General features: G+C 75.0%; 11 protein-coding genes. 4 read left to right on the plus strand and 7 right to left on the minus strand.

Annotation, left to right across the window (positions count from 1 at the left end; translation table 11 throughout):
- Positions 1 to 77: 77 nt before the first annotated feature.
- Positions 78 to 1,112, plus strand: coding sequence for a ParB N-terminal domain-containing protein (locus tag ROJ8625_RS07580; RefSeq protein WP_085791257.1), 1,035 nt, complete (start codon positions 78 to 80; stop codon positions 1,110 to 1,112).
- Between the two features lie 27 nt (positions 1,113 to 1,139).
- On the opposite strand, the gene ROJ8625_RS07585 is transcribed toward ROJ8625_RS07580, so the two are convergent.
- From ROJ8625_RS07585 to ROJ8625_RS07610, 6 genes are read right to left on the minus strand one after another with little or no spacing between them, the layout of a single operon-like run.
- Entirely contained in the window at positions 1,140 to 1,544 is a 405-nt protein-coding gene (locus tag ROJ8625_RS07585) for a hypothetical protein (protein ID WP_085791258.1), read from the minus strand.
- Entirely contained in the window at positions 1,541 to 2,806 is a 1,266-nt protein-coding gene (locus tag ROJ8625_RS07590; RefSeq protein ID WP_085791259.1) for a GT99 family glycosyltransferase N-terminal domain-containing protein, read from the minus strand. The genes ROJ8625_RS07585 and ROJ8625_RS07590 overlap by 4 nt, the downstream gene beginning before the upstream one ends.
- The gene (locus ROJ8625_RS07595) at positions 2,803 to 3,879 is read right to left on the minus strand and encodes a hypothetical protein (protein WP_085791260.1); all 1,077 of its coding nucleotides are present in this window, start codon (positions 3,877 to 3,879) and stop codon (positions 2,803 to 2,805) included. The genes ROJ8625_RS07590 and ROJ8625_RS07595 overlap by 4 nt, the downstream gene beginning before the upstream one ends.
- Positions 3,876 to 4,715 carry a 3-deoxy-8-phosphooctulonate synthase gene (gene kdsA / locus ROJ8625_RS07600; protein ID WP_085791261.1) on the minus strand — a complete coding sequence of 280 codons (840 nt, stop codon included), beginning with the start codon at positions 4,713 to 4,715 and terminating at the stop codon, positions 3,876 to 3,878. Before kdsA ends, ROJ8625_RS07595 begins: the two co-directional genes overlap by 4 nt.
- Before the next feature lies 1 nt (position 4,716).
- Positions 4,717 to 5,505, minus strand: coding sequence for a 3-deoxy-manno-octulosonate cytidylyltransferase (locus tag ROJ8625_RS07605; protein WP_085791262.1), 789 nt, complete (start codon positions 5,503 to 5,505; stop codon positions 4,717 to 4,719).
- Complete coding sequence (locus ROJ8625_RS07610) at positions 5,505 to 6,482, minus strand: KpsF/GutQ family sugar-phosphate isomerase (protein WP_085791370.1); 978 nt, start codon at positions 6,480 to 6,482, stop codon at positions 5,505 to 5,507. Before ROJ8625_RS07610 ends, ROJ8625_RS07605 begins: the two co-directional genes overlap by 1 nt.
- A gap of 236 nt (positions 6,483 to 6,718) precedes the next feature.
- On the opposite strand from ROJ8625_RS07610, the gene ROJ8625_RS07615 reads away from it, so the two are divergent.
- The 3 genes from ROJ8625_RS07615 (at position 6,719) to ROJ8625_RS07625 (ending at position 10,107) form a co-directional block, all read left to right on the plus strand.
- On the plus strand, positions 6,719 to 7,648 hold the full coding sequence (locus tag ROJ8625_RS07615; protein WP_085791263.1) for a hypothetical protein: 930 nt from the start codon (positions 6,719 to 6,721) through the stop codon (positions 7,646 to 7,648).
- Positions 7,649 to 7,717: 69 nt separating this feature from the next.
- Positions 7,718 to 8,926, plus strand: coding sequence for a glycosyltransferase (locus ROJ8625_RS07620; protein WP_234984204.1), 1,209 nt, complete (start codon positions 7,718 to 7,720; stop codon positions 8,924 to 8,926).
- Positions 8,923 to 10,107, plus strand: a complete 1,185-nt coding sequence (locus ROJ8625_RS07625) for a hypothetical protein (protein ID WP_085791265.1) — start codon at positions 8,923 to 8,925, stop codon at positions 10,105 to 10,107. The genes ROJ8625_RS07620 and ROJ8625_RS07625 overlap by 4 nt, the downstream gene beginning before the upstream one ends.
- Here ROJ8625_RS07625 and ROJ8625_RS07630 read toward each other — a convergent pair.
- Entirely contained in the window at positions 10,088 to 13,816 is a 3,729-nt protein-coding gene (locus ROJ8625_RS07630; protein ID WP_143535071.1) for a capsular polysaccharide export protein, LipB/KpsS family, read from the minus strand. The genes ROJ8625_RS07625 and ROJ8625_RS07630 overlap by 20 nt on opposite strands.
- Positions 13,817 to 13,819: the final 3 nt, after the last annotated feature.

Consider the following 13,819-nt stretch of genomic DNA (forward strand, 5'->3'; position numbering starts at 1 on the left):
TGCGTGAAGGCGTGGTTAACCATGCCGCGCGCATCCTCATCCGGCCCCGTCCGGCCCGCTTCACGGAGATCCGCCCCATGGCCAAGCGCAAGCGGCTGAGCCCCGCCAACCCGCATTACATCGACGCCGACACGCCGCCCGAGGCCGATCCCGGCGACGTCCGCCCCCTCGGGCGCCGCCCGGCCCGCGCGCCGATCGCCGAGATCGCCGGCGAGACCGCCTCGGCCGCCGCGCTCGGCGAGCTCAGCCGCAGCGTCGAGGCGGCGCGCGCGGCGGGCCGGATGATCCTCGCCCTGCCCCTCGAGGCGGTCGAGGCCGAGCACCTCGTGCGCGACCGGCTCGGCGCCGAGGACGAGGAGCTCTTCGCGCTGATGGAGAGCCTCGCCACCCGCGGGCAGCAGACCCCGGTCGAGGTGGTCGACCGCGGCGCCGAGGCCGAGCCGCGCTACGGGCTCATCTCGGGCTGGCGCCGGCTCCGGGCGCTGCGCCGGCTGGCCGCGGAGGATCGCGGCCCGAACGAGGTGCTGGCGGTGATCCGTGCGCCCAAGGCCGCCTCGGACGCCTACATCGCCATGGTCGAGGAGAACGAGATCCGCGTCGGGCTGAGCTACTACGAGCGCGCGCGGATCGTGGTGAAATCGGTCGAGGCCGGCGTCTTCGAGGATCGCGAGGCGGCGCTGCGGGCGCTCTTCGGGGCCGTTTCGCGCGCGAAACGCTCGAAGATCCGCAGCTTCACCGAGATCGTGTCCGCGCTCGACGGCGCGCTGTCCTTCCCCACCCGGCTGGCCGAGCGCGGCGGGCTCGAACTCGCCCGGCGCCTGTCCGATGACCCCGACCTCGCCGCGCGGCTCCGCGCCGATCTCGCCGCCGCGCCGCCGGAGAGCGCGGAGGCGGAACTGGCCCGCCTGTCCGGCCCGCGCCGCGCCGCGCGCCCGGCCACGCCAGATCCTGAGACGGCGCCGCCCGACACGGCGGTGCCCCCTGCCCCGGCGGATCCGCCGCGCGTCGTCACCGCCTACAATCCCGAGCGCGGCGAGATCACGCTCTCGGGCCCCGGCGTCACCGCCGCGCTCCGCGCCGCGCTCGATCGCTGGCTCGCCGACCGCGGCTGAGCGTTTCGCGCGCGAAACGGGTCGGCCTCACTCCGGCGCGGGCTTCACCACGAGACCGTCCGCGAGGACGAAAAGGATGGGCCAGGGCCGGGGCGGCCCGAAGGTGAAGCCGGTCATGTCGTAGTCGAGGTTCAGCGCGGCCCGGATGTCCGGCCGCGCGAGCCGCGCGGCGGCCACGAGTCGCCCGCCCGCATCGATGCCGAGGATCGCGGCGACCGGCGCCCGCATCTCCGTCGCCACGGCCCAGCCCGACAGCTTGCCATCGGGGGCAGGCGGCGACAGGTCCGCGCGCAGCGCCGCGTCCGGCAGGCGGGGCCAGACCTGGGGCGGGCCCGCCCCCTCGAGCCGGACCTGCGCCGACTCCAGAGCGGTGAGCCGCCAGTCCGCGGGCGCGGCGAGCAGCGCGGCGATCTCGGGGGCGCGATCGGTCATGGTGCCGTCTCCGGATCGTCCGGCCAGTCCTGCCAGGCGAGCGCATCGAGCGCGGCACGCGGGCCTCGCGCGCCGGGGTCACGCCAGAGCGCCAGCCGGCGGAGCAGGGCCGGGACCAGGGCCTCCTCCGGCACGAAGGCGGTGGCGAGAAGGATCTCCGCCACGCCTGCGGCCCGCGCGTGCCAGGCCGCGCGCCACGCCGGGTCGGCGTATGCCTCGAGCGCCTCGTCGAGATCCGGATGCGCGCCGGGCGGTGCGAAACAGGCCGCGCCGAGCGGCACCGCGATTCCGCCCAGAAGCGTCGTCTCGAACAGGACGGAGCTGTTCAGTCCGACCACCAGGTCGGCTGTCGCGAGCCGTGCCGGGAGCGCCTCGGCCGGTTCGGGGTCGGGCAGGATCGTCACGCCGGGCGCGGTGCGCCAGCGGGCGAGGGCGCGGGTCTGCGTGTCCCAGACCTCGCCGCCGCGGATGCGCGCGCCGGGATGCGGCTTCAGATCCACGGCGAAACCGGCGCCGAGAAGCCGCGGCAGAACCGCGTCGAGCATGGCCTCCGGGCCGGAATAGGGACTGTAGAGCAGGACGTTCGCATCGTCCGAGAGCTGCAGCGGCACCAGCGCCACGGGGGCGGGGCCGTGCGCGGCCGGGGGCGACGGGGCCGGGCGCAGGGCCGGCGGCCGCACCCGCGCGGCGGCCCGGTCCGGCGCGCCGAGCGCAGGATGGGGCTGAAACGCGTCCGCGCCGAGCCGGGCGGTCGACGCGCCGCCGTTGACGCCCTCGGGATCGATCAGAAGCGCCGGGGCGAAGGGGGCGCGGAAGCTCGCGAGTTCGAGATGCGCGCGCGGCAGGCCGGCCCGCGTGCAGACCGCCCGCACCGCGGCGTTGTCGCCCCAGAGAACCACCGCGTCGAAGGCGAACCGCTCCGCCCGCACGAGCTCCAGGAGCGCGACATAGGCCCGCGTCAGCGGCGCTTCGGGATCCTGCATCAGGGCCGTCCACGCGCTCTGGCCGGCCGCGTCCCAGGCGATGGCGTCGCGCTGCAGCGCCCGGCGGGTGTCCGGATCTGGCTGCAGCACCAGCGGCCAGAGATGCGGCGCCTCGGCCAGCACGAGATCGGCCATGAGCGGGTTGCACAGCAGCCGCCCCTCCCAGCCCGGGCGCCGGTTCAGCGCCTCGAGCACCGGCAGGAACCGGCGGAGCGGGGCTTCGAACTCGGCGAAGCCGTCGCGCAGCCCGTGCGGCTCCACGTGGATCAGCACCTTCATCGCGGCGCTCCGTCCGCCGGGAGGATCTGCGCGAGCATCCCGGCGAGCGCCGCGTCCTGTCGCGCGGGCGAAAGGCTCTGACGCCAGCGATATTCGTCTCTGATCCGGCGCGGCCAGTCCTGTCGCAGCGGCGCGGTGAAGATCTCGTGCAGGTCCTCGCCCCAGTCGTCGCGCAGCGGAACGCAGCGATGCGCCGGTGCGGCGGAGGCGGCGATCTGCTCGGGAACGGCGCCCCAGCCGGTGGCCCCGGCGACGAGCGCGCGCGCCATCGCCGCACCGCTGCGGGCGGCGGTCCAGTCGGCCGCGCCGTCGCTCGGCCAGACGGCGACGGTGCCCGGCGCCATCGGGAGGGGCCGGCCGGCCGGCACGATGTCGAGCGCGGGATGGTCGCGCAGCGCGTCGGGCAGGATCACGTCGGCGCCGATCACCAGCCGGGCGCCGGTGCGTTCGGCCGCCAGCGCGAGCCGCGCGGCCTGCGGCAGAAGCGCGGTGCGATCGGTGGCATCCGTGGCCTCGACGACGATCCGTCGCGCGCCGGGCGGCGGAGCCCAGCCGGGGCGCAGGCCGGGCAGGGGCGGGCGCCCGGCCGCCTCGGGTACGAGCGGCAGGGCGAGGCAGGTCGTGCCCGGCGCGCGGGCCGCCAGCCGCGCGGCCATCGCCGGGCCGGTCACCAGGAAGGCGTCGCAAAGCGCCACCGCCCGCGCGAGGTCGCGCACATGCCGCAACAGCGCCCCCTGCGTGGCGTCGGGATGGCCGCGCAGGCGTCCGTCGGCCCAGAGGCCGAGGTCGAAATCCGCGCTCTCGTAGGCGCCGACGATCCGCGTGCCGCGGGCCCGCGCGGTCTCGACCAGCGCGGCCAGATCCGGCGTGTAGGCGGGGTTCGACAGGATCACCGCGCGGGCGTCGCCCGGCGCCTCTGTCGGGGGCGCGTCCTCCGCCGCGCCCGGGGGCAGCCAGCGCGCCCGCCCGGTGCGGACCAGCCGCCGCATCCAGGCCGGCGGGCGCCGGTCGAGCGCCGCCGGCGCCGGCGCGTGGTGCAGGTAGAGGCCCGCCGGAGCGCGGGCCGCGCTCACCCGCGGCCTTTCCTCAGGTCGTCGAAGGCGCGCAGCTCGGCGATGAGACCCGCCATGCGGTCCACCGGGATCATGTTCGGCCCGTCCGAGGGGGCGGTGTCGGGATCCTGGTGCGTCTCGATGAAAAGCGCCGAGACGCCGACCGCCACCGCCGCGCGGGCGAGGACCGGGGCGAACTCGCGCTGGCCGCCCGAGGTCGCGCCCTGGCCGCCCGGCTGCTGCACCGAATGGGTCGCGTCGAACACGATCGGATGCCCCGTGCGTTCCATGATCGGCAGGCCGCGGAAATCCGACACCAGCGCGTTGTAGCCGAAGCTCGTGCCGCGCTCGCACAGCAGGATGCGGTCGTTGCCGGTGGAGGCGATCTTGGCGGCGACGTTCGCCATGTCCCACGGCGCGAGGAACTGGCCCTTCTTGACGTTGATCGCCGCGCCGGTCTCGCCGGCGGCGAGCAGCAGGTCGGTCTGCCGGCAGAGGAAGGCGGGGATCTGCAGCACGTCGCAGATCTCGGCCGCCGGCGCGCAATGGCCCGGCTCGTGCACGTCGGTCAGGACCGGCACGCCGAACTCCTCGCGGATGCGGCCGAGGATCTCGAGCCCGGCCTCCATTCCGAGTCCGCGCGCTGTGCCCAGCGAGGAGCGGTTGGCCTTGTCGTAGCTCGCCTTGAAGACGAAGCGCGTGCCGGTGGGCGCGCAGGCCTCGGCGATCTTCTCGGCCATCATCCTTGCGTGGTCGAGGCTCTCGAGCTGGCAGGGGCCGGTGATCAGCGCGACGGGGGCGTCGCCGCCGATCCCGATATCGCCCACGGTGACCGTTTTCGTCTCGATCGCGTCCAAATCACTGCTCCTTCAGGGCGGCTTCGATGCGGGGGATGTCCTCGGGGTTGTTGAGCTCCCAGAACACGCGGCCGCGGGCCTCGACCTCGACGCAGGCGACCGCGGCGCCGTTCTCCACGAACCGCAGCTGCTCGAGCCCCTCGAGCCGTTCGAGCGTGCCCTCGGGCCAGCCGGTATAGGCCCGCAGTGCGGCCGGGCGGTAGGCGTAGACGCCGACATGGTGAAAGACCGGGATCGGGTCGGGCAGGGCGCCCGGGGCGATCCAGGGGATCACCTCCTTGGAGAAGTAGAGCGCCCGCCCGGCGGTATCGAAGACCGCGGTGGTGCCGCCGACGCGGCCGGCGCGGCGGTCCTCGGTGAAATGGCCGTAGGTCACCGGGTCGCAGCGCAACACCGGGGTCGCCACCTGCGCCGCGGGATCGGCCGCCATCGCCTCGATCAGCGCGGTCAGGAACCACGGCGGGGTGAGCGGCGCGTCGCCCTGCAGGTTGACCACGAGATCGGTCTCCAGCCCCGCGCGCGCCAGCGCGTCGGCGCAGCGTTCGGTGCCGTTGCGGCAGCCCTCGGCGGTCATCGCGACCTCGGCACCGAAGCCCCGCGCGGCGTCGGCGATACGGTCGTCGTCGGTCGCCACCAGCACCCTTGCGGTGCCGGGCACCTGCATCGCCGCCTCCCAGGTCAGGCGGATCAGGCTCTTGCGCGTGCCGTCGGGCAGGGTCAGCTCGGCCAGCGGCTTGCCCGGGTAGCGGGTCGAGGCGTAGCGCGCGGGAATGACGACGGTGACGTCCATCACACCACGCCCGCGCGCAACAGGTCGTGGACGTGGATCACGCCCTCGGGCCGGCCCTCGGCATCGACCACGACGAGCGCGTTGATCTTGCGCGCGTTCATCAGCGCCAGCGCCTGCGCCGCCAGCATGTCGGGCGGCACGGTGACCGGGTCGGGATTGGCGACCTCGCCGGCGGTGTGGGTCATCAGCTCCTCCATCTTGCGCCGCAGGTCGCCGTCGGAGATCACCCCGGCGAGCCGGTCGCCGGTGACCACCGCGGCGATGCCCAGCCCCTTCGAGGTCATCTCGATCAGCGTCTCGCTCATCGGGGTGGCGGCATCCACGAGCGGCAGTTCGGCGCCCACGTGCATCAGCTGCGCCACCGTCGCCATCTGCGCCCCGAGCTTGCCGCCGGGATGGAAGATTCGGAAATCCTCGGCCAGAAAGCCGCGCTGCTCCATCAGCGCCACGGCGAGCGCGTCGCCGAGCGCCATGGTCAGCGTCGTCGAGGTGGTGGGCGCCATGCCGATGGCGCAGGCCTCGGGCGCGGCCGGCAGCGTCAGGCGGTGATCGGCCGCCTTCATCAGCGTGCTCGCCGGTTTCGAGGAGATCGCCACCATCGGGATCGAGAAGCGCCGGGTATGGGCGACGAGGTCGCGCAGCTCGGAGGTCTCGCCGGAGTTCGAGATCAGCAGGCAGATGTCCTCGCGGGTGATCATGCCGAGATCGCCGTGGCTCGCCTCGGCCGCGTGCACGAAATGCGAGGGCGTGCCGGTGGAGGCCAGCGTGGCCGAGATCTTGCGCCCGACATGGCCCGACTTGCCGATGCCGGACACCACCACCCGGCCCTGCGCGCGCAGGATCAGCTCGACCACCGCGGCGAAGTCCATCGGCATCTGCTCGGCCAGGAGCTGCAGCGCATCGGCTTCGGTGCGAAGCACCCGGCGGGCGGCGTCGAGCGCGGGGTCGGTTTGCGTGGTGTCGGAAAGTGAAGCCATGTCGTCCATGCGGAAGGATCCCGTGATCAGGCGGCGCGGGCGGCACCGGCCGCGCCTCCCGATAGCAAGCCGGGCGGCGCGGAGAAAGCGCATTTCCGGGCCGTATGCCGGTTCCGCCGGGCGCCCGGCGGGGCGGCGCCGGCGCGCGCGTGGCGGTTGAGTCCGGTCCGGGCGGCGGCTAGGACACGCAGCAGCGCGGGCAGGTCGCCCGCCGCGCACGCGCCCGAGGAGCCCCGATGACCGACGACACAGCGCCCGCAGACTCCCCGGCGCCGCGTCCGGGCGACGCCGCGCGCGAGCATGGCGCGGCGCCGGGGCGGCCGGAGGGGCGGGATCCCGATCTCGCCGCGCTGGCGGACCGCGTCGTCACGCTCCTGATGGCCGAGCGGCTGGGGCCCACGCTCGATCTGCGCGAGATCGAGGGCAGCTCCGAGATCGTCGCCGCGCTGCGCCGGCTGTTCGAGGCGCCCTACGCGCCGCTCCTGGCGGCGGATAACGCGGAGAACGCGGAGGGCACGGAAGACGGAAGCGCAGCGACGGATCCCGCGCGCCAGGCCCTGCGCCGGCTCGTGGCCGACACGGCGGCGGCGCGCACCGACCTGTTCCTGATCAAGGCCGCGCTCGAGCGCGACAACCGTTACGTCGCGGGCCGCGGCACGGCCTACGAGGATCCGCTGATGCTGGCGCGGCAGCTGATGGCGGAGGCGCCGGACCCCGCGGCGCATCCCGCCGCCGAGCTGGTCCTGCCCTTCGACGCGCGGCTGCTCGGCTCGGGCTGGCATCCGCCGGAGACCGCGCCGGACGGCCGCGTCTTCCGCTGGTCGAGCCGGGCGCGCAACCTTTCGGTCGTGCTGCCGGTCCTCGGCCCCGGTCGCCACGCGGTGGCGATGGATTACGAGGTGCTGCTGCCCGAGCAGATGTCGGAGGTCACGGTCGCGGTCGACGGCACGCCGGTCGCGCCCGCGCTCGAGGCCGGCCCGGACGGCAAGCGCGGCACGTTGCGCTTCGAGACCGACGTCGCGCCCGAGGGCGCGGCCGGGTTCCAGGTGCTCGAGCTGTCGATCGCGGGGCCGGTGCGCCCGGCCGATTACGGGCTCGACGATGCCCGCGTGCTGGGGCTGAAGAGCTGGGGCTTCGAGATGTCCTATGCCGGCCATCCGGGCTGAGCGGTGAGCGGCGGACGCGGCCTTCTCGGACGGCTCCGGCGCCGGTCCGGCCCCGCCGCGACCGGCGCCGTGGACGGGGCAGTGGATCCCGGCACCGCGGCCGAGGTCGCGGCCGGCCGCCGCGGCCGGGTCACCGTGCTGACCGACATCCCGTTCTGGGAGGGCGTCTACGGCAGCCACGCGCGGCTGCAGGCGCTCTTTGCCGCGCTGGCCGGCGCGGTCGATCTCGAGGTGCTGGTCTTCCGCCGGCTCGACGACCGCGCCGCGGCGCGGCTGGCCACGCTCGGCGTGGACTACGCCGTGGTCCCGGCCCTGTCCGGGACGCCGGAAGCGGAGCCCGGCGAGGACGTGCCGGCGCCGCCGGCGACAGGGCTCTCCGCCGATCCGCTCCTGGCCGGACGGGCGCGCGCCGACTGGCTCGCGGCGGCCTCGGCGCGACTCGCCGAGACCCGGCCCGACGCGGTGATCGTGGAGTACATCGACCGGTCGTGGCTGCTTGACGCGGTGCCGGCGGGCACCGCGCGGATCCTCGACGCGCACGACGTGATGTCGGCGCGGATGGGCAGCTTCGCGCGGTTCGGGCAGGAGACTTCGATCCAGATTCCGGCGCGCGACGAGGCCCGGCTGATGGGGCTCTACGACGCGGTGCTGGCGATCTCGCGCAGCGACGCCGCCGACATCGCCGGCCGGCTCGGGCAGCGGCGGGTGCTGACGGTGCCGCACGCGATCCCCGCGCGACCGCTCTACCGTCACCGGGAGGCCGCGCGGACGCTGCTCTTCATGGGCGCGGGATCGACGGCGAACGTCGCCGGGCTGAAGTGGTTTCTCGATCAGGTCTGGCCGGTGCTCTCGGACCGGTTCACGCTGAAGGTGGTGGGCACCGTCTGCGGCCAGCTCGGCCGCCGGCCGCCGAACGTGGAGCTCCTGGGCCGGGTCGAGGACCTCGACGCGGTGCTGGGCGAGATCGACATCGCGGTGAACCCGGTCTTCATCGGCGGCGGGCTGAAGATCAAGACGCTGGACGCGCTCGCCGCCGGGCTGCCCTCGGTGAACTGCGCCGAGGCGGTGCGCGGGATCGAGCACCTCGCCGGCGACGCGCTCGCCGTGGCCGACAGCCGCGCCGCCTTCGTGGCCGAGATCCTGCGGCTGGCGGCAGACGGGCCGCGCCGGCAGGCGATGTCGCGCGCCGCGCAGGCTGCCGTCGCGGCGGAGTTCGCGCCCGACCGGGCCTTCGCGGAGCTCCTGCGCTGGCTCGCCCACGTGCGGAGGCCGGCATGACCGGGCCCGCTGCCGCCGCCGATCGCGTGCCGGTGCCGGCCCGGCCGCCCCGGCGCATCGTCTTCACCGCGGATTTCCTGCGCGCCTCGCCCTATCACTGGCGGCCGACCCAGCATTTCAACGCGCTCTGGCTGAAGCAGCTCTTCGGCGAGTCGCTGCGCCAGGCCACCGGCCTGCCCTCCGAGCTGATGATGTGGGACCACGACAGCGTCGCGGGCGGCGGGTTCGATGCCGGGCTCGTGGCTCAGATCTACGACGCCTTCGGCGTGCCGCGGAACATTCACGGCTGGGTGCGGATCTTCAACGCCGACCGGATGCCGCCGCAGGTGGAGGCGCTGATCCTCTCGCGGGTCCGCGACGCGCTGGTCGTGGGCTTCGAGATGCCGCCCTTCCTCGAGGCGCTGCTGACCCGGCACGGCATCCCCTTCGTCGATGTCATCAACCACCCTGTGCGGTTTCTCGACGACATCATGTTCGGGCTGCGCGGCAACCTCGCCCCCATCGACCGGGCGCTGGCGCAAGAGGCGGTGTCCGAGGACTGGCTGCGGCTCATGGCCGGGATCCAGGCGGCGGCGGCGCAGCGGCTGTTCCGCCGCGAGATCCCCGACGACAGCGCGCTGTTCCTGATGCAGATGGAGCACGACCGCAGCCAGGTGGACGGCCGCCGCTTCGTCAAGGCGGTCGAGTTCATGGACCGCATCGCCGGGCTCGCGGCGCGGCACGAGCGGCTCTTCGTGAAGACCCATCCGCTGCAGCCGCGCGCGCCGCAGGCGATGGCGATCCTCGGGGCCTTCCCGAACGCCGAGGCGATCGACGCGAACTTCTACACGCTCGCGGCCACGTCGCAGGTCCGCACCGTGGCCGCGCTGAGCTCCAGCACGATCACCGAGGCGGCCTATTTCGGCAAGGCGGCGGAGTATCTGTTCCGCCCGCCCTACCGCTTCGCCCGGGGCGGGGACATGCCGTCGGGCGGAGACTATGTCGGTGTATACCACAAGTATCTCGAGCCGGACTTCTGGCGCCGGCTGCTGCGCGAGGTGGTCGAGACCACGCCCGAGGACGGGATGCGCGTGGCCGAGAAGCCCAACCGCCTGCGGCTGTCGCTGCGCGAGTTCTGGAACTTCAACGAGATCGACACCGACTTCGCCGTCGAGGCCTATCTCAGGGCGCATCCGCGCTGAGCCGCGGCGCGGCGTCCGCGTCGGTTTCTGTGTCGGGGCCGCGCCCCTCGGCCAGGAAGGCCATGAGCAGGTTCTGACCGCGCGCCAGCAGGTCGGGCCGGGCGCGGTAGGTGGCGAGGGTGTCGATCGCAGGATGCGGATCGCGCCCCTCGGCGCAGCCCGAGCGCAGGAAATGCGCCAGCGGATCGATCCCGGCAGCGGCCACGTCGGGATACCGCGCGCGGTAGAACGCCGGATCGAAGAGCCCCGCGGCGGCGAGGCGCGGCGCCGCGGCGGCGATCGCCGCCTCCGGCAGCGGCGCGAGGCGCGCGGCCATCTCCGCGCGCAGTTGCGCGATCTCCGGCGGATCGGGCTCGAGGTCGCCGGCATGGCGCCGTCGGGCGGCGGCGATCTCGGCGCGCTCGGCCGCCGACAGCGGCGGGGCAGGGGGCGCCGCCGCCCCGGCCGGGGCCGCGGGCAGGTCGGGAAGCCCGAAGCGGCGGGCGAGCCGGGCGTTGCCGGGCGCGCAGGCGGCCATCAGCGCCTCGCGCGCGGCGGCGGACAGCACCTGCGGCGGCGCCGCGTCCGGGCGGTGCCGCCGGGCGATGCCGTGCACCGCCTCGACGAAGGCGAGATAGGCCGTGGTCGAGGGCCAGGGCCGCGCGTTCATCTCGCGCATCGCCTCGAGATAGGCGCCGTCCAGCACCGCCTCGTTGCCGAGCCCGGCCGCGGGCGGCACGAGATCCGGCCCCGGCGCGAGGCCCGCCGCGTCCAGGAACCCCGCGATCAGCCCGTCCGGATCGGGATAGCGGCGCAGCCGCAGCGCCCCCTCCGGCAGGCGCGCGGCCCACTCGGCGACGAAGCTCTCGTGATCGAGCCGCGCCCGCGTTTCGGGCCGGGCGAGCCAGTCCTCGGGCGTGTCGGCGACCGGGAAGGTGGCGCCGCCGCCCACGTATTCGCGATATTGCGAGGCGGCCCAGTCGTCCTGGCGGCGCAGCCAGATCAGTACCTTCGGCTGCATACCCGAAAAATACTCGAGGACGCGCCACGGCGCGGGCCCGAGATGGAAGCCCTCGGAGGACACCAGCACCGTGTGCAGGCCCGGATCGGCGGCGAGCGCGGCCTCCACATGCGTGCGCAATTCGGGCGCGCCGGTCTCGGCCGCGGCGAGGAAGGGCGCGTGCCCGCCGGTCTTGTGCGGTCGTCCGGGCTGCACCCAGATCCCGCGCTCGGGCACGTAGACGCCGCGCGCCAGGAGCGCGGCGCGGTTCGCCTCGAGCCAGTGCTGCAGCGCCGTGGTGCCGGTCTTCGACAGCCCGGCATGGACCAGCAGCCGAACCTCTTGCCGCGGCGCTTGCGGCGGCGCGGCAGAGGTGCTGCCGGTGTGCCGCGCATAGGCCACGATCGCGCGGGCGAGCGCGCTGCCGGGTGCGCCGCGCGCCGTGCGCACCATGTCGGCCACGTCCACCGGCGTGCCGGCCACGGCGCAGTCGACGAGATCCGCGCGCCCCGCCCGCAGCGCGGCGAGCGCGAGGCCGTAGCGGCCGCCGGCCAGTGCGCCGGGATCGACCACGCCGGGGGCGGGGCGCAGGTCCTCGGGGTCGAGGTCGGCGGCGTCGAAGGCGGCGGCGAGCCGCGCCGCCCAGTCGCGGCGCGTCGCCGGTCCGGCCGCTGCCGCCACCGCGCGGAAGAAGCCGAAGAGCACGACGTGCAGGAACTGCGACAACGTCGTCTCGAGCAGTGGGCGCAGCGGGCTCGTCCGCGCCACCGCGCCGTGCCGGGCGAGGCGCGCGACCACCGCCTCGAGATTGCCGAGCATGTCGGCGGCGTCCACCTCCGTCTTGTCCCGCCGCGCGACCGATCCGGGCCGCAGCGTGTAGCGCGTCGCCGCCCGGTCGAGCACGGTGATCCGCCGCGCCGCGAGAAGCGCGGCGAGGGCGAAGGCGCGCTCTTCCCAGAACCCGGTGGCGAAGCGGATGCGCGCCTGCTCCAGCATCTCGCGGCGGTAGAGCAGCAGCCAGCAATGCCGGTTGTGGGCCAGCTCCGGCAGGTCGGCGAGCGCCGCGCCCCGCGCCGCGCGCGGGATCAGCCGCTCGGCCGGGTCGGGCCGGTCGGCCAGCACGGTGCCGTCGGGCGCCAGCACCCGCTCGGCGGCCTTGCGGGCGCGCACCACGTCGGCGCCGTCGGCGCGCGCGGCTGCCACGAGGTCGGCCAGCACCCCGGGATCGGCGAGCACGTCGTCGCTGTCGAGCAGCCAGACATAGGTGCCGCGCGCGGCGTCGAGGCCGGTGTTGCGGGCCCGGCCGGGGCCGCCGGCCGTGTCCTGTCGCACGAGCCGGATGCGCGGATCGGCGGCGGCGCGGTCGGCGACGATGTCGGCGGTGGCGTCGCCGCTCGCGTCGTCGACGACGAGGATCTCGAGCCCGGTCAGGGTCTGGTTCTGCACCGAGGCGAGCGCCGTGCCGATCCAGCCCGCGCCGTCGCGCACGGGCACGATCACCGACACCTCGGGCGGGGTGCGCGGCGCGGGCCGGGGCGGGGCGACGGGACGGTTGGCCTCGATGAAATCCACAACCGTCTCGACCTCGGCCGGGCCGTCCCGGCCGGGCACGTGGTAGAGCGGTGCGCGGATGTAGGCGGCGTGGACCAGCGTCTCGAGATCGCGCGCGCGGTGCCGGTGCGGGATTGCCTGGCGGTCGTCGGTCAGCCCCCAGCCGGCGTAGAAGGGCGCGCCGAAGGTGACCACCCGCTTGCCCGCGAGGAGCGCCTCGAGCCCGATCTGGCTGGTGCCCGCGTAGACGGTGTCGACCGCCTCGATCAGGCAGTAGGGGTTGATCGGCGCGCGCAGAAGCGTGACGCCGTCGGCCGCGGTCAGATGATCGAAATAGCCCGCCCGCGCGCCGTCGCTCCAGGCGGTGTCGGGATGGGTCTTGACCAGGATCTCGGCGTCGGGGGCCTCGGCCCGGGCGGCGGCGAGCATCGCCGCGAAGTCCGCCGGGCCCATCCGTCCGTAGCGGATCGAGGCGTCGGCGAAGGACTGGTCGCAGACCAGCACGCGCCGGTGCGCCGCGGGCGGCAGCGGCCGGATCGGCTGGGCGTTGTATTTCGACACCCGGCTCGCCACCAGCCGGTCGATCAGCGCGCGGGCGCGGGCGCGGTCCGCGGCGGTGATCTCCTCGGGCCCGTTCAGCCAGCGGATCATCCGGCTCGGGTAGTCGGCCATGTAGTACTGCGCGAGATCGTCGTGGATGTAGCCGAGGCAGGCCGCCTCGGGCCGCGTCCGGTCGGGCGCGAGCCACGAGAAGGCGGAGCCGAGAAACGCCTGCTCGGTGAAGATCTTGCGCGTGTCGGGCCCGTCGAGCGCGACCATCTCGGCGGTGCCGCGCTGGCGCCCCGGCGCGTCGTCGAGCACCGCGCCCAGCATCAGCAGGCGCTCGGGCGCGGCCGGGTCCGCGCGGACCGCCTCGCGCGGGCGCAGATGCGGAAAGAGCGCGGCGAGCCCGCGCGGATACTCGTGCGCCAGCACCGGCGCCGAGAAGCTCGTGCCGAGTACGCGGTTGCGCAGCGCGAGGATCTCCGCCCGCGGATCGCGCGTCGCCGCCGCCGGCCCCTCGGCCGCGGCGGCGCGGGCGCGCCGGCGCAGCAACGCGCGGAAGGCCGCCTCCGGCGAGCGCCGGAGGAGCGCCGCGCCCGGAACGGCGCGGAGAAAACGCGGAAGTCGACCCGTCATGGA

Source organism: Roseivivax jejudonensis (assembly GCF_900172265.1).
GTDB lineage: Bacteria > Pseudomonadota > Alphaproteobacteria > Rhodobacterales > Rhodobacteraceae > Roseivivax > Roseivivax jejudonensis.

Bases quoted from the DNA above. Each gene is read 5' to 3' on its own strand.
- ROJ8625_RS07625 (WP_085791265.1), top strand. From the start codon at position 8,923: ATGACCGGGCCCGCTGCCGCCGCCGATCGCGTGCCGGTGCCGGCCCGG.
- ROJ8625_RS07630 (WP_143535071.1), bottom strand. From the start codon at position 13,816: ATGACGGGTCGACTTCCGCGTTTTCTCCGCGCCGTTCCGGGCGCGGCG.
- ROJ8625_RS07590 (WP_085791259.1), bottom strand. From the start codon at position 2,806: ATGAAGGTGCTGATCCACGTGGAGCCGCACGGGCTGCGCGACGGCTTC.
- ROJ8625_RS07610 (WP_085791370.1), bottom strand. From the start codon at position 6,482: ATGGCTTCACTTTCCGACACCACGCAAACCGACCCCGCGCTCGACGCC.
- ROJ8625_RS07605 (WP_085791262.1), bottom strand. From the start codon at position 5,505: ATGGACGTCACCGTCGTCATTCCCGCGCGCTACGCCTCGACCCGCTAC.
- ROJ8625_RS07615 (WP_085791263.1), top strand. From the start codon at position 6,719: ATGACCGACGACACAGCGCCCGCAGACTCCCCGGCGCCGCGTCCGGGC.
- ROJ8625_RS07585 (WP_085791258.1), bottom strand. From the start codon at position 1,544: ATGACCGATCGCGCCCCCGAGATCGCCGCGCTGCTCGCCGCGCCCGCG.
- ROJ8625_RS07580 (WP_085791257.1), top strand. From the start codon at position 78: ATGGCCAAGCGCAAGCGGCTGAGCCCCGCCAACCCGCATTACATCGAC.